General features: G+C 59.6%; 23 protein-coding genes. 7 read left to right on the forward strand and 16 right to left on the reverse strand.

Features of this window, described 5'->3' with window-relative positions; translation table 11 throughout:
• The first annotated feature begins 33 nt into the window (after positions 1-33).
• Both FHX15_RS17165 and FHX15_RS17170 read left to right on the forward strand, forming a co-directional pair.
• Positions 34-789 (forward strand): sigma-70 family RNA polymerase sigma factor, encoded by a 756-nt coding sequence (locus tag FHX15_RS17165; RefSeq protein WP_184399126.1) that lies wholly within the window; start codon positions 34-36, stop codon positions 787-789.
• On the forward strand, positions 786-1,583 hold the full coding sequence (locus FHX15_RS17170) for an anti-sigma factor family protein (protein ID WP_184399128.1): 798 nt from the start codon (positions 786-788) through the stop codon (positions 1,581-1,583). Before FHX15_RS17165 ends, FHX15_RS17170 begins: the two co-directional genes overlap by 4 nt.
• Here FHX15_RS17170 and FHX15_RS17175 read toward each other — a convergent pair.
• Together FHX15_RS17175 and tal are read right to left on the reverse strand one after the other, a co-directional pair.
• Positions 1,580-2,248, reverse strand: a complete 669-nt coding sequence (locus FHX15_RS17175; protein ID WP_184399129.1) for a DUF1345 domain-containing protein — start codon at positions 2,246-2,248, stop codon at positions 1,580-1,582. The genes FHX15_RS17170 and FHX15_RS17175 overlap by 4 nt on opposite strands.
• A gap of 98 nt (positions 2,249-2,346) precedes the next feature.
• Entirely contained in the window at positions 2,347-3,312 is a 966-nt protein-coding gene (tal, locus tag FHX15_RS17180) for a transaldolase (RefSeq protein ID WP_184399131.1), read from the reverse strand.
• A 449-nt stretch (positions 3,313-3,761) separates the two neighbouring features.
• Here tal and FHX15_RS17185 point away from each other — a divergent pair, with 449 nt between their 5' ends.
• Positions 3,762-4,745, forward strand: coding sequence for a sugar-binding transcriptional regulator (locus FHX15_RS17185; RefSeq protein WP_184399133.1), 984 nt, complete (start codon positions 3,762-3,764; stop codon positions 4,743-4,745).
• Positions 4,746-4,767: 22 nt separating this feature from the next.
• Here FHX15_RS17185 and FHX15_RS17190 read toward each other — a convergent pair whose 3' ends face one another.
• Both FHX15_RS17190 and FHX15_RS17195 read right to left on the reverse strand, forming a co-directional pair.
• Positions 4,768-5,640 carry a methylated-DNA--[protein]-cysteine S-methyltransferase gene (locus FHX15_RS17190; RefSeq protein WP_184399135.1) on the reverse strand — a complete coding sequence of 291 codons (873 nt, stop codon included), beginning with the start codon at positions 5,638-5,640 and terminating at the stop codon, positions 4,768-4,770.
• A gap of 82 nt (positions 5,641-5,722) precedes the next feature.
• Entirely contained in the window at positions 5,723-6,220 is a 498-nt protein-coding gene (locus tag FHX15_RS17195; RefSeq protein WP_184399289.1) for a DUF2244 domain-containing protein, read from the reverse strand.
• A 22-nt stretch (positions 6,221-6,242) separates the two neighbouring features.
• On the opposite strand from FHX15_RS17195, the gene nth reads away from it, so the two are divergent.
• Positions 6,243-7,019, forward strand: coding sequence for an endonuclease III (nth, locus tag FHX15_RS17200; RefSeq protein ID WP_246778980.1), 777 nt, complete (start codon positions 6,243-6,245; stop codon positions 7,017-7,019).
• A gap of 24 nt (positions 7,020-7,043) precedes the next feature.
• Here the strand turns inward: nth and FHX15_RS17205 are convergent, their stop codons facing one another.
• Positions 7,044-7,757, reverse strand: a complete 714-nt coding sequence (locus tag FHX15_RS17205; RefSeq protein WP_184399140.1) for a sulfate transporter family protein — start codon at positions 7,755-7,757, stop codon at positions 7,044-7,046.
• Between the two features lie 234 nt (positions 7,758-7,991).
• Here FHX15_RS17205 and FHX15_RS17210 point away from each other — a divergent pair, with 234 nt between their 5' ends.
• Positions 7,992-8,846 carry a MurR/RpiR family transcriptional regulator gene (locus FHX15_RS17210; protein ID WP_184399142.1) on the forward strand — a complete coding sequence of 285 codons (855 nt, stop codon included), beginning with the start codon at positions 7,992-7,994 and terminating at the stop codon, positions 8,844-8,846.
• 1 nt (position 8,847) lies between these two features.
• Here FHX15_RS17210 and FHX15_RS17215 read toward each other — a convergent pair whose 3' ends face one another.
• The 9 genes from FHX15_RS17215 to FHX15_RS17255 all read right to left on the reverse strand — a co-directional run bounded on the left by FHX15_RS17215 (position 8,848) and on the right by FHX15_RS17255 (position 18,811).
• Positions 8,848-10,431, reverse strand: coding sequence for an FGGY-family carbohydrate kinase (locus tag FHX15_RS17215; RefSeq protein ID WP_184399144.1), 1,584 nt, complete (start codon positions 10,429-10,431; stop codon positions 8,848-8,850).
• Complete coding sequence (locus FHX15_RS17220; RefSeq protein WP_184399146.1) at positions 10,431-11,120, reverse strand: HAD family phosphatase; 690 nt, start codon at positions 11,118-11,120, stop codon at positions 10,431-10,433. The genes FHX15_RS17215 and FHX15_RS17220 overlap by 1 nt, the downstream gene beginning before the upstream one ends.
• Before the next feature lie 91 nt (positions 11,121-11,211).
• Positions 11,212-12,693, reverse strand: coding sequence for a mannitol dehydrogenase family protein (locus FHX15_RS17225; protein WP_184399148.1), 1,482 nt, complete (start codon positions 12,691-12,693; stop codon positions 11,212-11,214).
• A gap of 98 nt (positions 12,694-12,791) precedes the next feature.
• The gene (locus FHX15_RS17230) at positions 12,792-13,790 is read right to left on the reverse strand and encodes an ABC transporter ATP-binding protein (RefSeq protein WP_184399150.1); all 999 of its coding nucleotides are present in this window, start codon (positions 13,788-13,790) and stop codon (positions 12,792-12,794) included.
• Positions 13,791-13,808: 18 nt separating this feature from the next.
• Positions 13,809-14,639, reverse strand: coding sequence for a carbohydrate ABC transporter permease (locus FHX15_RS17235; RefSeq protein WP_184399152.1), 831 nt, complete (start codon positions 14,637-14,639; stop codon positions 13,809-13,811).
• Position 14,640: 1 nt separating this feature from the next.
• Positions 14,641-15,513: a carbohydrate ABC transporter permease gene (locus tag FHX15_RS17240; protein WP_184399154.1), complete on the reverse strand. Its 873-nt coding sequence runs from the start codon at positions 15,511-15,513 to the stop codon at positions 14,641-14,643.
• A gap of 132 nt (positions 15,514-15,645) precedes the next feature.
• Positions 15,646-16,956, reverse strand: a complete 1,311-nt coding sequence (locus FHX15_RS17245; RefSeq protein ID WP_184399156.1) for an ABC transporter substrate-binding protein — start codon at positions 16,954-16,956, stop codon at positions 15,646-15,648.
• Positions 16,957-17,101: 145 nt separating this feature from the next.
• A complete protein-coding gene (locus FHX15_RS17250; RefSeq protein ID WP_184399158.1) occupies positions 17,102-18,055 on the reverse strand; it encodes a sugar-binding transcriptional regulator in 954 nt (317 codons plus the stop codon).
• A 99-nt stretch (positions 18,056-18,154) separates the two neighbouring features.
• Entirely contained in the window at positions 18,155-18,811 is a 657-nt protein-coding gene (locus tag FHX15_RS17255) for an exopolysaccharide biosynthesis protein (protein ID WP_184399160.1), read from the reverse strand.
• A gap of 181 nt (positions 18,812-18,992) precedes the next feature.
• Between FHX15_RS17255 and FHX15_RS17260 the strand changes: the two genes are divergently transcribed.
• On the forward strand, positions 18,993-19,904 hold the full coding sequence (locus FHX15_RS17260; RefSeq protein ID WP_184399162.1) for an ROK family protein: 912 nt from the start codon (positions 18,993-18,995) through the stop codon (positions 19,902-19,904).
• Positions 19,905-19,922: 18 nt separating this feature from the next.
• Here the strand turns inward: FHX15_RS17260 and FHX15_RS17265 are convergent, their stop codons facing one another.
• Entirely contained in the window at positions 19,923-21,836 is a 1,914-nt protein-coding gene (locus tag FHX15_RS17265; RefSeq protein ID WP_184399291.1) for a beta-N-acetylhexosaminidase, read from the reverse strand.
• A 201-nt stretch (positions 21,837-22,037) separates the two neighbouring features.
• Between FHX15_RS17265 and FHX15_RS17270 the strand changes: the two genes are divergently transcribed.
• On the forward strand, positions 22,038-22,226 hold the full coding sequence (locus tag FHX15_RS17270) for a hypothetical protein (protein WP_184399164.1): 189 nt from the start codon (positions 22,038-22,040) through the stop codon (positions 22,224-22,226).
• A 52-nt stretch (positions 22,227-22,278) separates the two neighbouring features.
• On the opposite strand, the gene FHX15_RS17275 is transcribed toward FHX15_RS17270, so the two are convergent.
• Positions 22,279-25,428 carry an efflux RND transporter permease subunit gene (locus FHX15_RS17275; RefSeq protein WP_184399166.1) on the reverse strand — a complete coding sequence of 1,050 codons (3,150 nt, stop codon included), beginning with the start codon at positions 25,426-25,428 and terminating at the stop codon, positions 22,279-22,281.
• Between the last annotated feature and the right edge of the window lie 4 nt (positions 25,429-25,432).

Raw genomic sequence — 25,432 nt, forward strand, 5'->3', positions numbered from 1 at the left:
TCACGTCCAAATCGGCTGCAACTGAGGCAGGGGATGATGACAAACGCTCAGATCGCCTATCCCGTCGGATCAAACGACTGGTTGCTGCTGCTCGCTCGGCAAATGTCGGAGACTCGCATTCGAATATCGGCGCTGGGCAGGTTTTTCGCCAGCGCTCTGTGGCTGTTCCACCTTTCGGTCTCGGACAAATCCGATAGCGAGCGGGCCGCTTCGACGGAAGATGCGTCGGCACAGCATGAGTTCATGCAGCGCTTTCAGAACGTGATGGTTCCGCATCTGGACGCAGCCTATAATTTCGCCCGCTTCCTCAGCCGCGATGCAGATGCTGCTCAGGATATCGTCCAGGAGGCATTCCTGCGCGCCTATCGCAACTTCGAAGCCTATCGTGGCGGCGATCCTCGTGCCTGGCTCTTTGCCATCGTCAGGAACTGCTGCCATGTCTGGCGCCAACAGGATCGTCGTAGGGCGCGTTTCGAACAACATCTGGACAGCAGCGGCAACTCCGATTCCGATGAGGATGAAGGCTATCGGATCGCGTCGGAGGAGGATTCTCCGGAGACGGCGTTGATGCGGTTGAGCGAACAGCAACGTGTGCGAGCCACGATCAGCAGGCTTCCGGTAATGATGCGGGAGATCCTCGTCCTGCGTGAACTCGAAGATCTCTCTTATCGACAGATCGCCGAAATCATCGATGCGCCGATCGGCACCGTCATGTCGCGTCTTGCGAGAGCCCGGCGCGAATTTGGCGAAGCCTGGGATGCCGGCAACAAGAGCGAGGCAGCCAAGTGAGTGAAGCCCATCAGAAAGCCTGCCCTGAATGGCACATCATGCTGCACGGGTTTATCGACGGTGAACTTGATTCCGTGCATGCAGCGCAGTTCGAAAATCATCTCGAGACCTGCGAAAATTGCCGGGCGGAGCTGGAAAGGATCGGCGCGGTGAGGAAGATCATCGATCAGGATGGTGTTCGCTGGAGACCGCCAGAGGCCTTGCGATCACAAGTTCTCGCCATGCTGTCCTTCGAACAGACGGCAACCGCCGTACGCCCGCCACCGCGGCAGCCGCCCTTCTGGCGCCGCGCCTTCGACTTCATCCGGCAATGGAGCTTCGTCCCGTCCCTGGCCGTTCTGGCGGCAAGCGGCTTCCTGTTCGTCAACGCGCCTTCACAGACCCTGCTTCTGCAGAATGAAATCATGTCGAGCCATGTCCGCTCGATGATGGCGGATCATTTGACCGATGTCCTGACCTCGGATCAGCACACGGTCAAACCCTGGTTCAACGGCAAGATCGATTTTTCGCCACCTGTCAGCGATCTGACCAAGGACGGCTTCCCGCTGGTCGGCGGCCGCGTCGATTATATCGCCGGACGTGCCGTCGCCGCCCTCGTCTACCGGCGCCATGGCCACGTCATCAACCTGTTCATCTTGCCGGCCGGATCCGGTGCCCAGACGACAACGGAACACGACGGCTACAACATGATGCAATGGTCGGATGGTGGGCTGATGTTCTGGGCGATTTCGGATGTCGCTGCGGGCGATCTCTCCGAGTTCGAGCGCCTCTTCCGGTCTGCCGCAAGGTTCTAAAGCAGGCTCGCCCCGACATTGATCGCCAGCGCCAGAATTGTCGTGTTGAACAAGAACGACAGGATCGCATGCAGCAGGGTGAACTTGCGCATCGTCGTCGAGGTCACAGCGACATCGGCCGTCTGCGCCGCAACACCGATCGTGAAAGAGAAATAGAGGAAGTCCCAATACGCGGGCTCTTCGATTCCATCCGGGAATTTGAGCCCTTCGCACTTGTCCGGACCGCCATAGAAATAATGGGCGTAGTGGATCGTGAAAAGCGTGTGCAGGAATATCCAGGAAATCAGAATGGTCAGGATGGCAGCAGCTGCACGCCACAGCGCTATATCAGCCGGGGCATCCTTGATCGAATGAAGTTCGATACCGATTCCGGCAATGCTGGCAAGAGCAGCGACAATAGACAGGAAGAGCAGGAAATTGTCGGAAAAATCGAGATCTTCGGATCGCTTCTTGATGCTTTCAACCGTCGCCCGCAGCATCTTGCGCCAACTCATGGCAATGAAAACAAGCGCAGCCGCATTCCAGCCAAATAGGATATTGCTGGCGCTGACGTCCCTGGAGGTCAGGAGCAGAAAGACGATGAAACCGCCTGCAGCCGCTATGATGAAACTCGCGTGCTTGTGGGCAAGCGAGACCAGAGAATTTCCATCATCCTCGTCAGCCACCGTTTCCCCTCCACCTCTATGCCTTTGATATCGACACCAAAAAGGCGCGGATGCCAGCGGCACTCACGCCTTTCATAAAATGGTGATTGGTACGCCTCTTAGGCGGCAGCGAGCTGCAGTTCCTTGCGGACCTGGCTACGCAGCGTGCCGAGATCCTTTGCGAACGCGCGGATGCCTTCAGCGAGCTTTTCGGTCGCCATCGCATCTTCGTTCATCATCCAGCGGAAGGTCTTTTCGTCGACCGTGATCTTCGGAGCCGGCTTGATCGTTTCCGGCGAAAGCTTGCGCTCAAGCTTGCCTTGATCGTTCGACAACTCGTCGAGCAGGTTCGGAGCAATCGTCAGGCGGTCGCAACCCGCCAGTGCTTCGATCTCGCCGGTATTGCGGAAGGAGGCGCCCATGACGACTGTCTTGATGCCGTTGGCCTTGTAGTAGTTGTAGATGTCGCGAACGGACAGAACGCCCGGATCTTCCTCCGCGGTAAAGTCCTTCCCTGTCGACTTCTTGTACCAGTCGAGGATGCGGCCGACGAAGGGCGAGATCAGGAACACGCCCGCGTCAGCGCAGGCGATGGCCTGGGCCTTGGAGAAGAGCAGCGTCAGATTGCAGTCGATGCCTTCCTTCTGCAGGATTTCGGCAGCGCGAATGCCTTCCCAGGTCGAAGCGAGCTTGATGAGGATGCGATCCTTCTCGATGCCGCGCTCCTTGTAGGCGGCGATGATGCTGCGGGCCTTCTTGAGCGAAGCTTCGGTATCGAAGGAGAGGTCGGCGTCGACTTCGGTCGAAACACGGCCGGGAACCAGCTTCACGAGTGCAGCGCCCACGGAAATCGCAAGGCGATCGGCGACGGCTGCGGCCGCAGCATCGGCATCGCCGCCGAGCTTTTTGCCCCAGGCGATCGCTTCCTTCATGTCGTCGGCAAACATCTCGGTGCCGAGTGCCTTGAGAACGATGGACGGATTGGTTGTGCAATCGACGGGCTTCAGGCGAGCGACAGCCTGGATGTCGCCGGTATCGGCAACAACGGTTGTAATCTCGCGGAGTTGGTCAAGCTTGGATGTCATGGTCAAAATCCTTTGTGAACTTGGGCTGCTGACCGGCACGAGTTCCGCCCGGCGATGAGGTGATCTGAAGACAGATGGTTTGGATGCTGCAGACGGAAGGACTCGCGGCCGTCACGGATGATTCATAAACGTGAGAGACATTGGCGGTGTTCCCAATTGCAGCCGTCCAAGCCCCGGAAAACGGCACGCGCATCACAAGCGCTGCAGCGTGCTGCGGCTGATACACCGGTTGGGATTTTCCATATGCCCGCACATTGTCCTCCTTGGACGGACAAGAACGACGTTATCGACCCCGACTATCGCCGTTCTCGCAACGAAAAGTCAAGGACATTTGTGCATTTCAATTGACATAAGTGTCACACCCGGCATTATCGCGGGAACAAAGCCGATGCTGCAACTTTATGCCATCGATGGCAAAGATCTAGGGCGAAATCGGCGCGGGAGGAGATGTGGTCAAGCTAAAACGCGGCACGCATACTGCCTATTCCGAAGCCTCGTCGCTCAGGCTGCGGGCCGCATGGCTCTACTATAACGAGGGCCTGACCCAGAAGGATGTCGCCGAACAGCTCGGCATCAGCCGCACGACCGTCATCCGCCTGCTCGATGAGGCGATGAAACGCAGCGAAGTACAGATCTGGATCAACGATTCGATCGGCGACTGCGTCGAGCTATCCGTCAAGCTCGAACGGATTTATGGGCTCGACGAGGCGATCGTCGTTCCGCAGCCTGCCAATTGCGACGCCAATTCACTGGCAAAGAATGTCGGCCTGGCCCTCGGCCAGTTTCTGTCGGAGGCTATCCCGGACGACTATACGATCGGCGTCGGCTGGGGTCGCACCATGACGGCCTCGCTAGCAAGCTTCCGCCCGCCGCGCCGCGACAATTGCAAGATCGTCTCTCTGCTCGGCGGCATCGTCGCCGTCCATCAGACGAACCCGATCGACTACACCTGGCGGCTGGCAAACCAGCTTGGCGCCGAGTGCTATATGTTCCTGGCCCCGCTGCTTGTGGATTCGATCGAAACCAAGCGCAACCTCATCGAAAAATGCGGATTGGATACGATCTACCGGCTGGCGGAAAACCTTGATCTCGCGATCGTCAGCTGCGGCGATATCGGCCCGCATTCGACCTCTCTCTCCGAGGGCTGGATTTCCAAGGCAGAGCTGCAGCAGTTGATCGACGCAGGCTGCGTCTGCGACACCATGTTCAACTTTCTGGACAAGGACGGCAATTCCGTCGATCACTCGATCAATCAGCGGGTGATGTCGGTGGATCTCGATACGCTGAAGAAGGCGAAGCATATCGTGCTTTCCTCCGGCGGCGCACATCGCGCTGTCGCGATCCGGGCCACGATCAAACGGATCGGCTGCAATACGCTGATCACTGATGAGAGTGCGGCAAAGGCATTGCTGGAGTTAGCCGAAGCCGCCTGAACGGCTTCGGCTGATCCAAACCTCAGGCGTGCGCCGATTCCCAGCCGAGCATTGCTCGCTTGCGAGTCAGACCCCAATGATAACCGGTCAGCGCTCCATCTTTTCCGAGCGCACGGTGGCAAGGCACCACGAAGGAAATCGGGTTGGCCCCGACCGCTGCGCCGACGGCGCGCATGGCAGTCGGCCGGCCGATGTCCTTGGCGATGTCGCTATAGGTCACGGCCTTGCCGAAGGGGATTTTCAGAAGGCTCTGCCAGACGCTGACCTGGAAATCCGTTCCGATCAGGACGACGCGTAGCGGCTGATCCGACATCCAGCGCCCCGGCTGGAAGATGCGCTCGGCGTAAGACTTCGTCGCTAGGGCGTCCTGCACATAATCAGCATTCGGCCAGCGGCAGGCCATATCCTCAAAGCAGGCTTTTTCATCACCGGTATCGCTGAAGGCAAGGCCCGCAAGCCCGCGTTCCGTGACCATGACGAGAGCTGTCCCGAAGGGGCAGGTATGAAACCCGTAACGGATCGTCAGCCCGCCGCCCTTCGCCTTCCATTCGCCCGGCGACATCGCCTCATGCGTGACGAACAGGTCGTGCAGGCGGCTCGGGCCAGACAGACCGACCTCGATCGACGTTTCAAGCAGCGGCATCTCTTCCTTGCGTAAGAGCCGTTTGGCGTGGTCGAGCGTCACGGCCTGCAGAAACGCCTTGGGAGACAGGCCGGCCCAGCGGGTAAAGGTTTTCTGGAGCTGCGTCGGCGACTGGTTCAGCCGTGCAGCAATCGCTTCCAGCGACGGCTGGTCGCGATATTCTTCGCTGATCAGCTCGATGACCTGACGGACGACATCATAGTCCGGACCATCAGGGGTGATATCTGTGTCGAGTTTCGCGATCATGTTCATCGTTTTTCTCCTTTACAAAGGAGATAATCAAGGGCGGGCAGCCAAACCACCCGTTTCTTGCGCCCGATTCTTACGCAATGCCTCAGATACGCTGCTTGACCGTTGCCAGTGCGCATTTGAAGGCCTTGGCGAAGCTTTCGCGATCGTCGGGGTTGAGGAAGGAGCCGACATCAGTGCGTTGGCCTTCGCCGAAAATATGCATGGAAAGAATGCCAATCTCCTGATGCCGCCGCACGAGAAAGCGTGTCCAGAACGGGTTGAAATGATGTTCGATCATCCGACCGGACGGAGAGAACTTACGCACGGATACATCCGTGCGCGAAACCGTCACCTCTTCCCGCACCCTGCCGGACCGGTAATTCAGCCAGAAGGCGCCGTAGAGCAGCAGAAAGTCGAGCCCGAAGAAAAAGCCGATCGGCCAGGCACCGGTGACGATAAAGAACATGCCGTACATGAAACAGATGGCGCCGGAAATACAGAGCAATACCTTGAAGCCCTTCCGCCCGAGTGAGCGGTAGGGAAGGAGCTCGGCTGCGAAAACAGGCTGCTCGTTGCGGCTGTCGGCGTTGCTTTCCGTCATGACCGATGAGTATAGATTTTTCATGGCCAATCCGAAACTCAAATCCGTCAGCAAACCGTCCGAAAACTCGGATGTGATCGTCCGCCGCAAGCCTGCGGTGAAGACAGCCTACTCGCTCGCAGAACGCGAGGAGATCTTCCGCCGCCTTTCGATCCAGCGGCCCGAGCCGCGCGGTGAGCTAGAGCACACCAATCCCTTCACTCTCGTCGTGGCGGTGGCACTCTCCGCCCAGGCCACGGATGCCGGCGTGAACAAGGCCACGCGGGCGCTCTTCAAGGTCGCCGATGCGCCGCAGAAGATGCTCGATCTCGGCGAGGAGAAACTACGCGATTACATCAAGACGATCGGTCTTTACCGGAACAAAGCAAAGAACGTCATTGCGCTCTCGCAGATGCTGGTCGACGAATTCGGCGGCAAGGTGCCCGAGACACGAGAGGAACTGGTGCGCTTGCCCGGCGTCGGGCGCAAGACCGCCAATGTCGTGCTGTCAATGGCCTTCGGCCAGGCGACGATGGCCGTGGACACCCACATCTTCCGCATCGCGAACCGCATCAAGCTCGCACCGGGAAAGACGCCCGAGGAGGTGGAAGAGCGGCTGATGAAGGTCGTGCCGAAGCACTACCTTTATCACGCCCATCACTGGCTGATCCTGCACGGTCGCTATACCTGCAAGGCCCGCCGCCCGGAATGTGAACGATGCGTGATTGCAGACATCTGCAAGTCGCCGGAAAAGAGCTGCGATATCCCGGCACCGCTGGTCGAACTACCGCCTCAGGTGATCGGCGAAGCCGTCGAGTAAGGCAGCATACCCTGCTCGTCTTCCTCAGGCGCGGGAGCCAGGATCCCGCGCGGAAATCAGCTTGTGCAGATGTACCATCATGCCGGCAGCAAAGAGCGGCGTGAGCAAGTTGACGATCGGGATCGCCAGGAAAAGCGCGATCACCAGTCCGCCGAGAAAGACGGTCGGACCGTGCTTGACGCGAAACAACCGCGCCTCGGGCGGTGAACGGAAGCGCATGGCCGCGAACTCAAAAAATTCTCGCCCGAGTAGGTAGCCATTCACCAGGAAGAACGCCACGAGATTGACGCCGGGAATGAACAGCAGCAAGAGCGCGACGATATTGCCGACGATAATCACACCGAGGAATTTGAGCGAGCTTGCCACGGCCGAACCAAGCGGCATGGCCTTGCCAGGGTCATCCTGCGGATAGTCCCGCGTCTCGATCACCTCGGCGACGTCGTCGAGGAAAAGGCCGGCAATGAGGGCTGTGACCGGCGAAAGAAGCAGCGCTAGCCCGAGCGCAAGACCGATGCCCGCAGCTATCAGAAAAACGAAACTCAGCCAGCCGGCCCAATCGGGCATCTCGGGAAAGAACCCGGTCACCCAAGGAAATACAAAGGCCAGGAAGAGGCCACGCAGCACAAACCACAGACCGATCAGAACCAGCACCGTCAGTCCCAGAACCTTCCAGAAAACCGACCGTGTCTCCGGTGCAAACAGGTTCGCAAGTGAAAGGCGGGCGGCATCAAGGATCATTTGTGGCGTCTCCGTTATGCGGCGTCATGTAGGAATTCTGCGCCCTCCCGGCAAGCCAGTTGAAAATTACATGCTGGAATAGAAAACTTGTCCAAATTTAAGTGCTAATATATAGTTCGTAATGTTCGAAATACGTGTGGGCCTAAGAAGAGCTTCCGGGTAATATTGAAAAAACAGGGATTCGGCTCCGCATGAATCCACGGAAAGTCTCTAGGGATATGGGGAGGCTGCGACGTGGAAGACTTTGTACAGAAGCTTAGGCAATACGCGAAGTCCGGCACGCCTGCCGAACGACGCATCGCCAAGTATTTCACCGAACATTTGAACGATCTGCCGTTCGAAACCGCCGCGTCGGTCGCCGATCGACTCGATCTTTCGCCCATGACGGTTGGCCGTTTCCTGCGTGCACTCGGCTATCAGGGTCTGGACAGTGTCAAGGTGCAGATTCGCGAAACGGCGACGACTTCGCCCGTCCAGTTCCAAAGCGCAATGACGGAGTTGCAGGCTGACGCTACCGAAGGTAAGGCGCTTGCCGTTCTTGTAGCCGAGCAGATACAGGCGCTGCATCACATCTATCATCTGACCGCCCAGCCGCATTGGGGCGAAGCCGTCGCAATGATCGGCACCTCTAGGGAAGTTTTCGTCGCCACTCATATCAGGCTTGCTGGCTTCTCCAATCATTTCTGTCAGCGGCTGATCCAGGCCCGCGATAGCGTATATGCGATCGATGGCGCTGCTAATCACTTCACAGAGCTTTTTGCCCGCTCCTTCGTCGACGACGCGGTGCTTGTGATCATCGATTGCCGGAGCTTTGCGAGGTCACGGCTGCTTGCGCGCACCGCCAGGCGCTATGGCTATAAGGTGATCCTGATTTCCGCTCAGAATGCCGACTGGCTGCCCGAACAGTCGAACGTCGTCCTGCCTTTGCCGCCTGCCCGCGCGCCCGACACGGATAACCTGCCGCCACTGATCGCCTTGCTCGACTGCCTTGCCGAGGCAGTCATATTGAATGCCGGCGAGGAGGCCGGTCAGCGCCGCCGACGTATGGTGGAATTTGCAGCTATCCTTGGCGAAGCGGCGAACCGCTAGATTAGTCCATGGCTTCCAGCTCTGCCCGGTGGCGATACATGGCAAGAAAACGACGATAATCACGATCGTAAATCGCCTGCTTGTTCCTGTCGGGAAGTCGCTCAGCGCCACCCGGATACATCGCCCTGCCCGCCGTGGCCAAATCCCTCTGCAAGCCGCAAGAAACCGATGCGGCAATCGCGGTGCCGAGCAGAACCGCCTCGTTCATCTCGGGCACGATGACCTTGCAACCCGTCACATCCGCATAGAGTTCCATCAGCACCGGGTTTTTCACGTGGCCGCCAGCCACATGCAGAGTATCCGGCACGTACCCATAGTCCTTCATCGTCTCAAGGATATGGCGGATACCGAGGGCAATCCCGACTGCGGTGCGCCAATAGAGCGCGCACAGCCCGTCGAAGGACGTATCGAGCGTCAGGCCACTGACGACGCCGACGGCATGCGGATCGGCCAATGGCGACCGGTTGCCATGAAAATCCGGAAGGACGAGTATCCGTGCACCAAGCGCGGCTCCCTCTTCTGCCCTGAGCTCAGCGATGCGGGCGACGATCCTCTGATGCAGCACGGCGGTCGGCTCGCCGCCAGCCGCATGCATGCGTACGATATGATCGAGCAACGCACCGGCCGCCGATTGGCCGGCCTCGACAAGCCATGATTGAGGAAATACCGCCTCGTAATAGGGGCCCCACATTCCCTGGCTGGGTTTTCGCTCACGAGAGAAAGCAACGACGCAGCTTGACGTTCCTGCAATCAGCGCAAGCTGCTGCTCGAGTCCTGCCGGGTCGCCAGCATAGCCGCTGAGCGCTCCGAGCGCACCGGCATAGGCGTCGATCATTCCGGCCGCGACACAGCAATCGGTCGTCAATCCCAACGCTTCGGCAGCCTGCGGGCTCAGCTTGCCGATGCTCTCGCCGACGGCCACCGTCTCATCCGGCAGATGGCCGCGCGCCCGCAGGTCCTCAAGATCGATCTGCTGCAGGAAATCTTGCTGCCAGCCTTGTTCCCTGTGGGCGAGATAGTTCCACTTGGCTGTCAGCGTGCAGCGGGAGCGTGCAAGCGAACCCGTCGCCTTCCAGGTCAGGAAATCAGCAAGATCGAAGAAATAGCCTGCCTTCTCCCAGGTCGCCGGCAGCTTCTTCTTCAGCCACATCAGCTTCGGCATTTCCATCTCCGGCGACATGACATTGCCGGAATGTTCCAGCACCTCATGCTTCGTCGCCGTGCAGAAATCGGCTTCCTTCAATGCCCGATGATCAAGCCAGACAATCGTGTCGAAACGCGTCTCGCCGCCGGTGGAAACGCTGATCTGCCTGCCCTCGGTGTCTCGCACCACAAGCGAACAGGTGGCATCGAAACCGATCGCGCCGACTGCGGCCGCCGCAATGCCGGATTGGCCCATCGCCGCGCGCACCGCAATGCAGACGGCGGCCCAGATGTCCTCGGAATCATGTTCGGCATGGTTTTCCCGCGGCCGGTTCATGATGATCGAATGTTCGGCCTTGGCGAGCAGGTGGCCATGCGCGTCGAAGACACCGGCGCGTGCGCTGCCCGTGCCGACGTCCACCGCAATCACATGATCACGCATCAATGCTGAGTCCCGTCCCGCTTTTGTTTGCGGACAAGGTGTATCAATTCCGGCATGGCGTCAAACACGACTTCCGGCGAAAGCCTGTCGAGTTCCTCCCGGTATCCGGCGAAGTTGGCATGCGAACCGCCGGTGAAGGCGAATACCGTCATGCCCGCAGCTTTTGCCGCGGCAATGCCCGCCGGGCTGTCTTCGATGACGATGCAATCGCGTGGCTCCACGCTCATCTGCTTAGCCGCATAGAGAAAGAGATCAGGCGCCGGCTTGCCTCGCTTGACCATGCTGGCACTGAAGATATTCGGCAGCTTCGGTAAGAGCCCGGTGACGGAAAGCGACAGCTTGATCCGCTCGACCTGGCTGGAGGAGGCGACGCAGCAGGGAACGCCGAGGGCATCAATCGTATCGCCGATGCCCGGCATGGCCTTCAGCTCGGTGCGGAAACGGGCATAAAGATTGGTGCGGATGCCTTCGAGGAATTCCTCGTTGGCGTGCACGTTGAACTCCGTCTCCAATATGTCGATCAGCGTCGCAAGGCTCTTGCCGAGGAAACGCTCATAGGCCTCATCCTCGGTAATCGTCACGCCGAGACCGGCCATTGCCTTGACGAGAACGGAAATCGAAATCGGCTCGCTGTCGACAAGTACGCCGTCGCAATCGAAAATGACCAGCCGTGGTTCAGCATCAGCCATGAAAGACCCAACCTGAGTTCAGTTCGGACGAAACCGTCCTGCTTCGTCCGCAAGGCCGGGATGACGGCAGAAATGCCGCCATCTGGATTCTTTACACTGCGAGCTTGCCGTCGAGATAGAGCTGCAGAGTTTCCTTCGTGCCCTTTTCCCACAGGGTTTTGAGAGCATGGGCGAAACGCTTGCGGAAAAGATCTGATTTCGCGACTTCGCCGAAAATATCGTCGAAGACGAGGAAGGCGACCGGATCGTCCTTGGCCTTGACTGCCGCTTCATGCAGACGGTCGGCACTGGCATCGTTGAAGGCGATATCCTTGCCGCTGTCACTCTTTCCAAAGAAGTAGCGGCACCAGAGAGCCGAGACGAGCGCGAGGCCGACGACGTCCTTGCCCTGCTGCAGATTGTCGAGCGTCGAGGGCAGGATGAATTTCGGCTGGCGGTTGGAGCCGTCTTGAGCCAGCCGCGGAATCGTGTCGGCGATCTTCGGGTTGAGGAAGCGGCGTTCGATCAGCTTGAAATAGTCCTGCAGCGACGTATCCGGCACCGGCGGCACGATCGGGATAATTTCCTCGTTTTCCAGCTTGGCGAGGAAGGCTCGGATCAGATCGTTCTCCATCGACTCGTGGACGAAATGAATGTCCATCAGTGCGGCCGGATACGCGATTGCCGCATGGCCGCCATTGAGGATGCGGATCTTCATATGCTCATAGGGTGTGACGTCAGGCACGAAGGTGACCCCGACCTTTTCGAGCGCCGGGCGACCCATCGGAAACTTGTCTTCAAGCACCCACTGCTTGAACTCTTCGCAATAGACGGGCCAGTTATCCTCGATATCGAAATTATCCTTCAGGAAGTCGATCTCGCGCTGGCTGGTCGCCGGTGTAATGCGGTCGACCATGCCGTTCGGGAAGGAAACATTCGCCTTGATCCACTCGGCAAAGGCAGGATCGGAGAGCTTCGCCGTACCAACGACGGCGTTCGCGGTGACGACGCCATTATGAGGAATGTTGTCGCAGGACATGACGGTAAAAGGCGCAATACCCTTGTCCCTGCGTGCCTTCAGGCCAGCGACGATCAGCCCGAAGACCGTCTTCGGCGCAGACGGGTTCTGCCCGTCGGCAGCAATAGCGGGGTGCGCCGGATTGAACTTGCCCGACGCATCAATGAAATAGCCGCCTTCCGTGATCGTCATGGAGACGATGCGGATCTCGGGATCGGCGAGCTTGGCGATGATGACATCAGGTTCGCCGACCGGCAGGATATCGATCATCGGCCCAGTTACACGCGCCGCCGTCTTATTGTTATCCTGCTCGACGACGGTCGTCAGGAAATCCTGTGCGGCAAGCTTGTCGCGCATCGCCGCATCCGAGGGCAGCACGCCGGCGCCGATAAGGGCCCAATCATGGTCGCTTGCGGCATTGAAAAGATCGTCCAGATAGATCGCCTGATGGGCGCGATGGAAGTTGCCGACGCCGAAGTGCACGATGCCGGCTTTCAGCGACGCCCGATCGTAAACCGGAATGGCCGCGGTCTTTGCCGCCTCGGCGAGCGTTGCCAGCGATAGTTTGCACGTCATGTTTCAGTCCTCTTGAAGGTCTTGCGAAAAGGCTCCCGCCCTTCGTAGCGCGGACCGGACGAGATTACCCGGTCCGCATGTTGCCCCCAGCCGCCGCCTCAGATCGCGAGGCCGCTCTCGTTGAATTTATGAATGCGCGTCTTGTCCGGCGTCAGGTAAACGGCGTCGCCGGCCTTGGAAGCAAAATCGCCATTGCTGCGTGCCGTCACCATGCCGATGCCGTCGACGTCAGCGTGCAGGAAGGTGTCGGAGCCGAGATGTTCGGCAACCATGACCTTGCCCTTCCAGTCACCACCTTCCGTCGACAAAAGAACATGCTCGGGACGGACGCCGATCGTGTGCGCGTTAAGCTGCGCGGCATTCTGCCCCGTGATGAAGTTCATGCGCGGCGAGCCGATGAAACCTGCCACAAAGAGGTTCCGCGGACTGCGATAGAGCTCCAGCGGCGAACCGACCTGCTCGATATTGCCCCTGTTCAGCACCACGATCTTGTCGGCCATGGTCATGGCTTCCACCTGATCGTGAGTCACGTAGATCATCGTCGTCTTGAGCTGCTGATGCAACTCGCTGATTTCGATGCGCATATTGACGCGCAGCGCCGCATCGAGGTTCGACAACGGCTCGTCGAAGAGGAAGGCTGAAGGCTGGCGCACGATGGCGCGGCCGATCGCGACGCGCTGGCGCTGGCCGCCCGACAGCTGGCGCGGCTTGCGGTCCAGATAGTCGCCGAGGTTCAGCACGCGCGCGGCATCATTGACCTTACGGTCGATCTCTGCCTTGTCCATGCCCGCCATCTTCAATGGGAAGGCGATATTGTTGCGCACGCTCATATGCGGATAGAGCGCGTAGGACTGGAAGACCATCGCCAGCCCCCGCTCGGACGGCGCCCTTTCCGTCGCGTCCTTGCCGTCGATGACGATCTTGCCGCCGGAAACATCTTCCAGGCCGGCAATCAGCCGCAGCAGCGTAGACTTGCCACAGCCGGAGGGGCCAACGAAGACGACGAATTCGCCGTCCTTGATATCGAGATCGATCGAAGGGATGACCTTGGCTTCGCCGAAGACCTTCGAAACCTTTTGAAGGGTAATGCTGCCCATGTTTCTCTCCCTATGATCTTATTTCACCGCGCCGAAGGTCAGGCCGCGGACAAGTTGTTTCTGGCTGAACCAGCCGAGGATGAGGATCGGCGCGATCGCCATGGTCGAAGCTGCCGAAAGCTTGGCGTAGAACAGGCCTTCCGGGCTCGAATAGGAGGCGATGAAGGCTGTCAGTGGCGCCGCCTTTGACGCCGTCAGGTTCAGCGTCCAGAAGGCTTCGTTCCAGGCGAGGATAATGTTGAGCAGCAGCGTCGAGGCGATGCCCGGCACTGCCATCGGCGTCAGCACATAGACTATTTCCTTGACGAGCGAGGCTCCGTCCATGCGCGCAGCTTCCAGGATTTCGCCGGGAATTTCCTTGAAATAGGTGTAGAGCATCCAGACGATGATCGGCAGGTTGATCAGCGTCAGCACGATCACCAGGCCGGTCCGCGTATCGAGCAGGCCCGAATTGTGGAACAGCAGGTAGATTGGAATGAGCGCGCCGACCGGCGGCATCATCTTCGTCGACAGCATCCACATCAGCACATCCTTCGTCCGTTTGGTGGGCGCAAAGGCCATGGCCCAGGCGGCCGGAATTGCGATGATGAGTCCGATCAGCGTCGAGCCGAAGGAGATCACCACCGAATTCATGAAGTGGGTGAGATAGTTGGAACGGCTTTGCACTTCTGCATAGTTCTCCGTCGTCCAGTGGAAGAACAGGAACTGCGGCGGCGAAGCGATGGCATCCGCCTCCGACTTGAAGCTCGTCAGAAACGTCCAGAGGATCGGGAAGAAGATCAGGATGGCGAGCGCCCAGGCGATCGCGGTCATGATGACCTTGCGTTGGGTAGTAACCTTTCTAGCCATCTCAAGCCTCCAGATTCTTGCCGACGAGGCGCACGAGAAAGATCGCAACGATATTGGCAAGCACGACCGCCACGATACCGCCGGCCGAAGCCCCCCCGATATCGAACTGCAGCAGAGCCTGAGCATAGACCAGGAAGGTGAGGTTCGTGCTCTGCGTGCCGGGGCCGCCATTGGTAGTGACGAGGATTTCGGCAAAGACCGACAGCAGGAAGATCGTCTGGATGAGGATCACCACCGTGATGGCTCGGGCCATATGCGGCAGGATGATATAGATGAATTTCGAGATCGCGCCGGCGCCGTCCATTTCGGCGGCTTCCTTCTGCTCTTCGTCAAGCGACTGAAGTGCCGTGAGCAGGATCAGCGTGGCGAAGGGAAGCCACTGCCAGGCAACGATCAGGATGATCGAGAACAAAGGCACCGTTGCCAGCCAGTCGATCGGCTGCAGGCCAACAGCCTTTGCCATAAAGGCGAAGAGGCCATTGACCGGGTTCATGAACATGTTCTTCCAGACAAGCGCCGCCACCGTCGGCATGACGAAGAAAGGTGCGATCACCAGGATGCGCACGATCCCCTGACCATAAATCTCCTGGTCGAGCAGCAGCGCAAAGAGGATCCCGCCGACAACGGTGATGACGAGCACGCCCGCGACCAGCACCAGCGTATTGGCGAGCGCGGCCAAGAAGGCGGGGTCGGTGAGGAAGTATTGATAGTTTAAGAGGCCGACAAAGGTTTCCATGCCGGGGCTGAGCAAATTGTAGTTCAGCAGGGAGAAGTAAATCGTCATCGCCAGCGGGACGATCATCCACGCGAAGAGAAGCACCACGGAAGGGGCCATCATCAGGCGCGCTGCGGAGCGGGTGTGTAACGTTGCCATGGCAAATCACCGGTCTGATCTGAAGCGGGAATGGCTGCAGGACGTTTCGAAAAAAGAGGCCGCCGATACAGTTCGGATGATCGGCGGCCGGAGGTGCGGAATGTCAAGCATTCCGTACATGCTCAGGAGGTTTTACTTGATATAGCCCGCCTTGGTCATTTCGCGGGTGGTCAGCTGCTGCGCGCTCTGCAGAGCCTGGTCGACCGAGATCTGGCCGGCAAGGGCTGCGGAGAACTGCTGGCCAACGGCCGTACCGATGCCCTGGAATTCCGGGATCGCCACGAACTGGACGCCAACATAGGGAACCGGCTTGACGGTCGGCTTGGTCGGGTCGGCGGAGTTGATGCTGTCGAGCGTCATCTTCGCAAACGGCGCAGCCTTCTGATAGTCGGCATTCGCATAGAGCGAAGTGCGGGTGCCGGGAGGTGCGTTCAGCCAGCCTTCCTTTTGGGCGACGAGATTGGTGTAATCCTTGCTCGTTGCCCAGGCGATGAACTTCTCGGCTGCTTCAGCCTTCTGCGAACCTGCCGGGATGGCGAGGTTCCAGGCCCAGAGCCAGTTGCCGCGCTTGCCGAGGCCCTTGTCCGGAGCGAGCGCAAAACCGACCTTGTCGGCAACCTTCGACTGCTTCGGATCGGCTACGAAGGAAGCAGCAACCGTTGCGTCGATCCACATGCCGCACTTGCCAGTCTGGAAGAGCGCCAGGTTTTCGTTGAAGCCGTTGGAAGAAGCGCCGGGAGGGCCGGCTTCCTTCATCAGGTTGACGTAGAAGGTCAGCGTGTCCTTCCACTCGGGCTGATCGAACTGCGGCTTCCACTTTTCATCGAACCAGCGAGCGCCGAAGGAGTTCGACATAGCCGTCAGGAAGGCCATGTTCTCACCCCAGCCGGCCTTGCCGCGCAGACAGATGCCGTAGATTTCCTTGTCCTTGTTGGTGATCTTCTTCGCAGCGTCTGCGATGAAGTCCCAGGTCGGCGCGTCGGGCATCTTCAGGCCGGCAGCGTCGAACAGGTCCTTGCGATACATGACCATGGAGCTTTCGCCGTAGAACGGAGCTGCATAGAGCTTGCCGTCCTTGCTGATGCCGCTGCGGATAGCCGGCAGCAGGTCATTCACGTCATAGCTGTCGCCGAGATTGTCCAGCGGCAGGAGCCAGCCCTGCTTTGCCCAGATCGGAACTTCATAAGTGCCGATCGTCAGCACGTCATACTGGCCGCCCTTGGTCGCGATATCGGTCGTGACCTTCTGGCGCAGTACGTTTTCTTCGAGGGTTACCCATTCAAGATCGATGCCGGGATTCTTCGCCTTGAAATCATCCGTCAGCTTCTGCATCCGGATCATGTCGCCGTTGTTCACGGTCGCGATTGTCAGCGTCTCGGCCGAAGCCATGCCGGCAAACGCCATTGCTGAGCAGGCGCCCAGCAGGAAAGTTCTCAATGTCATATCTTCCTCCCAGAAGATGAGTGTGAGCATTCGCTTTGCTCATGGGCAATTACTCACCACCAGCGACAATTTGTCAATCGGCAATCGTTGCTGCGATGCCGAAAGAACAGACTATACTATTGATTTAAAACGGTAATATTTTTGCTCAGCTATTGAGCAAAAACTCAGCGGTCTCTTCGTCGGTGATCAGACCGTTCACCTGATGACCGCTGATGGCAGCCCTGATCGCCCTGAATTTGCGCTTGCCCTTGGCGATCCCGATGACAACGGACGAATCGCGCGGCGGTATCGGAGCCGACGCGACACGCTCGTTGATCGGGTTATCCAGAAGCTTGCCGTCGGCATCGAATATCCAGCCACAGATCTCGCCTGCCGCGCCCCCGCGCATCAGTTCCATCATCTCGTCTTTTTCGAGAAAACCATCAACGCAGAGCGGACCGTCGATGCCGAGTTCGCCGATACCGACGAAGGTCACATCCGCCTGCGCGCTGATCGCCAGCGTCGAGCGCACGAGCTGCTGGCCATGCAGAAGCTCCCGCTCTTCCGCCGAGGTGACGAGCACCGGCAGCGGCATCGGAAAGTGCCGCGCCTTGACCGCATCGGCCATGCTGAAGATGACGTTGTAATAGGCGGCCGAACCGTCGGGCGCGATATTGCCCGTCAGCGAGACGATACGATGATTGGGACATTCGATCGCCGGCAATTGATCGACGGCCGCCTTCAGAGTTCGCCCTGTACCGACCGCGAGCACGATCGGATCGGGGCGCTTCAACCAGCGCTCGATTTCGGAAGCGGCAGCCTCCGCAATGCCGACTGTCGTCGACGAAGAGCCTGAATCGCTCGGAACGATCTCGACATGCTTGAGGCCGAATTTCTTGCGAAGCTGATTGCCGAGTTCGAGGCAGGCGGCAATCGGATGGTCGAGCCGAACCTTAATGAGCCGCTCTGCCACAGCAAGCGAAACGAGCCGCTGCGCCGACTGGCGCGAAATTCCCATGGCGGACGCGATTTCATCCTGCGTGCGGCCGGCGACATAATAGAGCCAGCCGGCGCGCGCCGCATCGTCCAGCCGTCCTGATGTCTCCGATCTTTTTACCATTTACCGCCGCCGATTGATTTCTTTGAGTCTGTGTCGGGCCAGATCAAAACAAAAATCAGGCAAATGTCGAGGGCGTTGAAAAGGCGAGCAGTGCATTCTCTATGCGAACCACCGCATGACGATAAAGATCGCAGCCTTGACGAGCCCGTAGATGACCCCGCCGGCAACAACGAGCGAAACCATCGTCGTAAGGAAGCCGAGAAGCGAAAACAGCCCATCCCTGCCGAGGATTGCGAAGGAGAAAAGCGAAATCGCAATCGCCGGCAGGATGTTGCCGAGCGGCACAGGCAGCACGAGAACGATCGCCAACACCAGACAGCAGAAGCCGGCCAGATATTCGGCAGGCGGCTCCACTAGAATTCCAAGACGCGGCTGCAGCATGCGCTCCGTCCGGGCAAGCCAGGGGTGGATGCGCCCGACGATCGTCTCGAAATCCTCCCGTCGCATGGAGCGCGCCGCAATCGCCTCCGGCAACCACGGTTTCAGGCCGAAGGTAAGCTGTGCGGCGAGGAAGATCAGCGGAGCGCCGAGCAGCGAGGAGGTACCGGGCGGCGTTGGAAAGGCGTTCGGCAATGCGAAGATCAGCATCAAGGCGCCAATCGCCCGGTCGCCCATCGTCTGGAACAAATCGCCGATCGATACCCGTTCGCGGTTTCGATCCGCCGCCATCTGTCGAAGAATGGACGAGAGCCGCCGGCCTTTTGGGCGAGGCCTGCGGGCGGTGGTTCTATTGGCATCGGTATTTTCGACTGTCATGAATCCGGCATCGGCAGGTGAATGAGGAAAACTTGCCCCTGCAATATGCCATTAGCATGACCCTGACGGATGAAATTGTAAGAGCATGCACAGATCCCTTAGTTCAGTTATCGAATAATCCTTGTAATTCGACCCCAAGAGTGCGAGCAGACGCCAGACACGAAGAATTGGCAGACAACAGATGATTATCTCATTCGATATCGGTGGCTCCGCCATCAAGGGCGGGATTGCGCGTTCGGAATCCGACATCATGCCGCTTGCCCGCCGTCCGACCCCGAAGGACGATTTTCCGGCCTTCGTCGAAACGTTGAAGAGCTTTATCGCCGAAGCCGACGAGCGACCCTCGCGCATTGCGCTCTCGATTGCCGGCGTCGTCGATCCGGACACCCAGCGCCTGATCGTTGCCAATATCCCATGCATCCACGGCCGCAATCTCTCGGCCGACCTCGAAGCTGAGCTCGGCTTGCCCGTGCTGATCGCCAATGATGCCGATTGTTTCGCTATGGCGGAAGCGGAGCTCGGCGCCGGCCGCGGCCATCGCATCGTCTTCGGCGCCATACTCGGCACCGGCGTCGGCGGCGGCGTCGTCACCGATGGCCGCCTCATCAATGCATCGGGCGGCTTTGCCGGCGAGTGGGGCCACGGCCCGATCATCGCATCGCAGGCGGGCAGTCCTCCGGTCGCCATCCCCGCCTATGCCTGCGGCTGCGGACAGAAGGGCTGCGTCGATACCGTCGGCGGCGCGCGCGGTCTCGAACGCCTGCACAAGACGCTGCATGATCTCGATCTTTCCAGCGAAGAAATCATCGCCGATTGGCGCAGGGGCCAGGAAAAGGCCACCCGCACGATCGATGTCTATGTCGATCTGGTCGCCTCGCCATTGGCGCTCGCGATCAACATAACAGGTGCGACCATCGTGCCCGTTGGAGGCGGCCTGTCGAATGTCGAGCCGCTTCTTGCCGAACTCGATCAGGCAGTCCGCGCCCGCATCCTGCGAAAATTCGACCGCCCCTTGGTGGTGCGCAGCGAATGCCGTATCGAGCCGGGTCTGATCGGCGCGGCGCTTCTGGGCCTGCAGGCTGAAGCAGGCTGAACTGCGTAAAGGCGAATCTCAGAGCTTCGGCCACATCCTGACGATTGCGGCAAAGCGCAGCCAGTCCTTCCGCAGCGTCGGAGTCCAGGCAGCTTCTGCCACTGCCGACAGCCGTGGGAAGACCAGCCGGTTGAAATAGGCTCGCGAAACAAAGTTCTCGCCCCAGATACACGCCTGGATGCCGCGCATCCGGTCTCTCAGCTCCGCGGGCAATTCGCCCTCCGCCTCGTAGGCATAGGTCTTTTCCGGAGGCGTGAAACCAGCCCAGCTGGCGCCGGGCTCCCCCCAGCCTTCCGCCTGCGCCATGTCAAGATAATAGGCCTGCCCCGGCGTCATGACGATATCATAACCCTCTGTCGCCAGTTCGATACCGACCTCCGGCTTCTCCCAGGCCATCAGCAGCGTGCCGTCGCGATCGACACCGCCGCCATGCGACACCTCGTTCCAGCCGGCAAGCTTCTTGCCGCGTTCGGCAAGCATGGATTTGATCCGCCGCATGAAATACGACTGGAGTTCGGCCGTGCCGGCAAGCTTCTCTTTCTGCATCAACGCCTTACAGGCCGGTGAAGCAAGCCAGGAACCGTGCGCCACTTCATCCCCGCCGATATGCAGATATTCGAAGGGAAAAAGCGCCGCCACCTCATCGAACACCTTGCCCAGGAATTCATAGGTGAAGTCGATCGCCGGATTGAGCGCATTGTTCGGATAGCCCTGCACCGAACGATAGCTGTCCGGCGCCTCCTGCCCGTCGACAAGCTGCGGCAGGGAGAGGAGCGCCGCCGCACTGTGTCCGGGAATATCGATCTCCGGCAAGACATCGACATGAAGGGCTGCAGCATGTGCGACGATTCGTCGTGCGTCATCCTGCGTGTAATATCCCGAGCGGGGTTCTGCACCGTCACCCAGCTGCGGCACCAGAACTTCATCCGGTCCGCGTTTTGCCCCGATGTCAGTCAGTTCCGGATAGGCTTTGATCTCCAACCGCCATGCCTCGTCATCGGTCAGATGCCAGTGGAAGATGTTGAGCTTGTTCCAGGCGAGGATATCGATCAGGCGTTCGATATCGGCGACCGGATAGAACTGGCGCGAAACATCGAGGTGACAGCCGCGCCACGCGTAACGGGGCTGATCGGCGATGTCGCCGAAAACCGGAAACTGAAAGATTTCCGCCTCCCGCCGAGCGCCATGCAGCAGCTGGGCAAGGCTGATCAGCCCGTAGAACCGTCCGGCCTCGTCGTCGGTGGCGAGAATGATCTCCTGTGACGTGAAGCGCAGCTCGTAAGCTGCCGGCATGATGGAGGATTCCACCTTGAAGTGGATTGGCCGCCCGCCCTGCACCGGCTGCAGCGTGAAAGGCATGTTATCGGCCGGAAAGAGCCGCTGGTAGAGTGCCAGCACCTTTGCCACGGCCTTGATGTCCTCGGGGCGCGAGCCGTCGGCCGGATAGAGCGCGACGGGTGGCACCTCGTCCGGCCGCATCGACAGGGAAAGTGGCCACGGCAGCAGCGAAAACGGCTCGATCACCTCGCCCCTCGGCAGCAGCTCCGGCAAATCGCCACGCTCTGCGCCATCGAGCATCAGATCGCCAAAGCTGACGGGAACGTGCCGGCCATCGGCGAGCGTGAGGTATGCGGATTTGATTCCGGCCGTGACGTGCTTGGGGCCATTCGCCAGTCCTTCTACGGCAAACTGCCAGCAGCCGCCGGGCCTGAGCGTAAGCCCGTCGGGCGGAGAATATTCGTGAAGATTGGCAACACGCCGCTTGAGCACCGCACCCTCGGCGACATGCTCATCCGCTACCCGGGTGAGCGAAGTATAGGTGAGTGTAAAACCGGTAAGCGGTTCGTCAGACAGGTTGAAGAGCGCGAAGCTGAAGCGTCCGAAGCTTCCTTCGACCGGGCGCCAGCTCGCTTCCAGATGGTAATTGGCCACAGTCATATCCTCCCTCCGACGAATATAGGGCGATCTTTACTCGCGTTTAGCGCCATCGTCTCCTCGCGTGCTTTCGCGGCTTGACAATTTGCAGGCATTAAGGGAGATCGAGAAAATTCAATGTGAAGCGTGCCCGAGGGACCCTTTTCCAGAGCCCTTCACCGCCTGCGATGAAGCTGCCCTTCCATCCGGGAAATGCTCGTGCAGAGTTTTTCCGAAGATCCGCATGGCGATCTTCACCACGCCAGTGCCAGAAGACATCGAACCAACGGCGACATGGCGCTGGTGCGCAAGAGCTCCGACGGTAGCATCCTGCGCACGATGACGCGCGACCGCGCAGTCTGGGAGAGACACTCTGCTACTGCCGCAAGCACGAAGCCGATCGCTTGAAGCGAAGGATGAGCGGAAACAAAAAATGGCGCGGCCTCGACCGCGCCATGTCTCATTCGGCTGCCAATGCCGGCGGATGATGGATATCGCCATCCGCCTCTTCCTGGTTGGCATTGGCATATTCGTTATTCCTCGTTTTTTTCGGCTCGCGGCCAAAGAACAGAGCATAACCGGCCGGCAGCACGAGGATGGTCAGCACGGTGGCAACCAGAATACCGCCCATCATGGCGTAGGCGAGTGGGCCCCAGAAAACGCCGCGCGAGATCGGGATCAGAGCCAGCACGGCCGTCAACGCCGTCAGCATGATCGGCCGGAAGCGGCGTACCGCTGCACCGACGATCGCCTCCTGCCGGTGCATGCCGGCCTTGATATCCTGGTCGATCTGGTCGACGAGGATGATCGAGTTGCGGATGATGATGCCGAGCAGCGCAATGACGCCGAGGATCGCCACGAAGCCGAAAGGCGCGCCGCTGATCAGCAGGGCGGAGGCCGCACCGATGATGCCGAGCGGACCGGTGGCGAAGACCAGCATTGCCTTGCCGAAGTGCTGCAACTGGGCCATCAGCAGGATCATGATGACGACGAGCATGATCGGCGCCTTGGCAGCGATCGATGCCTGGCTTTCAGCCGAATCCTCGGCACCGCCCTGGATCTCGATCTTGTAGCCAGCCGGCAGGCTGTCGCGCAGGTCCTTCATGTCATTGTAGAGTTTGGTCACTACGTCGTTCGACTGGACACCGTCAGGCAGTGTCGCGCGGACACTGATCGTCGGCAGGCGGTCACGTCGCCATTCGACGCCCTGCTCCATTGATGGCACGACCTTGGCGATCTGCGAGACCGGCACGAAGCCCCCGAAATCCGTCGGCACATAGACCGAGTTGACGGCAGAGAGCAGCGAACGGTTGGCGTCCGGCTCACGAGCGACGATCGAAACCGTCTCCTCGCCATCGCGGAAATCGTCGAGCGGCGCGCCGGACATGGCGGTCTGCAGCATCTGGCGGACGCGCTGCGAGGTGACGCCGAGGGCACGGGCACGATCCTGGTCGATGACCAGCTTCATGGCCGGCACCGGCTCAAGCCAGTCGTCGTGGATAGCGCCGAGCATCGGATCCCTGGTAAAGCGCTCCTTCACCTGATCGGCAATCTTGCGCACTTCCGCACGGTCCGGACCCATCACGCGCATCTGCACCGGCCAGCCCGTCGGCGGGCCGAGGAAGAGGCGATCGACCTTGCCGCGGATAGACGGGAAATCTTCCGCAAGGATCGTCCGGAGCTTGATGATCAGCCGCTCGCGGGCCGGCTCGTCATTGGCCATGATCAGCAGCTGCGCATAGTTCGGGTTGCGAAGCTGCTGGTCGAGCGGCAGGAAGAAGCGCGGCGCGCCTTCGCCGATATAGGTGGCGATGAACCTCTTATCCGGATCGTCCATCATCCTGGCTTCCAGCGCCTTTGCCTGGACTTCCACTTCCTTGATGCTGGTCCCCTCGGGCAGCCAGAGATCCACGAGGATTTCAGGACGCGAAGACTGAGGGAAGAAGTTCTGTGGGATGAACTGGAAGCTCCAGAGGCTCGCTACGAACGTGCCGAGCGTTAGCGCAAGCACGATGACGCGATGGCGCACCGCCCAGGCGACCGTATGGCGCAGACCGCGGTAGAAGCGCGTATCGAACACGTCATGATGCTCGCCCGCATGCTTGCGCTGCTTCAGGATCATGTAGCCGAGCCACGGCGTGAAATAGACCGCCACGAACCATGAGGTCGCCAGCGCGATACCAACCACATAGAAGAGCGTACGGACATATTCGCCGGCCGTCGATGCAGCAAAGCCGACCGGGATGAAGCCCGCCGTGGTGATCAGCGTACCCGTCAGCATCGGGAAAGCGGTCGAGGAATAGGCAAAGCTCGCCGCATCGATCTTGACGAGGCCTTCTTCGAGCTTTCGCTCCATCATTTCCACGACGATCATCGCATCGTCGACGAGCAGGCCGAGCGCGATGATGAGTGCGCCGAGCGAAATGCGCTGCAGATCGATGCCGAGCTCGTACATGATGGCGAAGGTCGCAGCCAGAACCAGCGGAATGGCAATGGCGATGACAAGACCCGAGCGCCAGCCGATCGACACGAACGAGACGACGAGCACGATGGCAAGGGCTTCGCCCAGTGCATGCATGAATTCGCTGACCGCATCGGTCACGACGTCGGGCTGGTTGGAGATCTGGTCGACGGCGACGCCATAAAGCAACGAATCCTCGAAGCGCTTGTAGGTCGCTTCCACATCCTTGCCGACATCGGTGACCTTGAAGCCCTTGGCCATGACGACACCGACCTGCACGCTTTCGTGACCGTTAAAACGGTATTTGCGCTGGTAGGGGTCTTCGAGGCCGGAGGTGACGGTGGCGATATCACCGAGGCGCGTCACCTGACTGCCGGATCGCAGGCGCAGCTCGCGGATATCCTCCACCTTGTGCACATTGCCTTCGACGGAGATGCGTACTGAGCGCAGACCTGTATCGACATTGCCCGCCGGATCGACGGCATTCTGTCCCTTGATGGCGTTCTGCAGGTCAGGGATTGTCAGACCGCGTTCGGCGAGCGCCTTCGAGGAGACGTCTATATAGATCTTTTCCGGCTGGTCGCCGATGATGACGGCCTTTTCGACACCCGGCGTCGTCAACAGCATGTCGCGCGCCTGGATCGCGAATTTCTTCAGTTCCGGATAGGAATAGCCATCGCCGCTGATTGAATGCAACGTGATGAACGTGTCGCCGAATTCATCGTTGAAATAGGGGCCAAGCAGGCCTTGCGGCAGATCGCTGTTGATGTCGCCGACCTTCTTGCGCACCTGATAGAAGGCGTCCGCTACCTGGGCGCTATTCGTATCGCCTTTCACCTGCACGGTGATGATCGTGCTGCCGGCACGCGTATAGGATTTCACCCAGTCGAGATGCGGGGTCTCCTGCAGCTTGCGCTCGATCTTGTTGGTGACCTGGTCTTCCATGTCCTGCAGCGAAGCGCCTGGCCAGATCGCCTGGACGACCATAACGCGGAAGGTGAAATCCGGGTCTTCCTTCTGACCCATACGGGTCAGGCCGAGCACGCCGGTAATCAGGATCAGCCCGAAAAGGAACCGCGCGATGCTTGGATGGCCAATCGCCCAGCGTGAAAGATTGAAGGGGCGCTTTTCAGTGGTGGTGGCGTTCATGATC

The sequence above is a fragment of the Rhizobium sp. BK650 genome, assembly GCF_014195325.1.
Classification (GTDB): domain Bacteria; phylum Pseudomonadota; class Alphaproteobacteria; order Rhizobiales; family Rhizobiaceae; genus Rhizobium.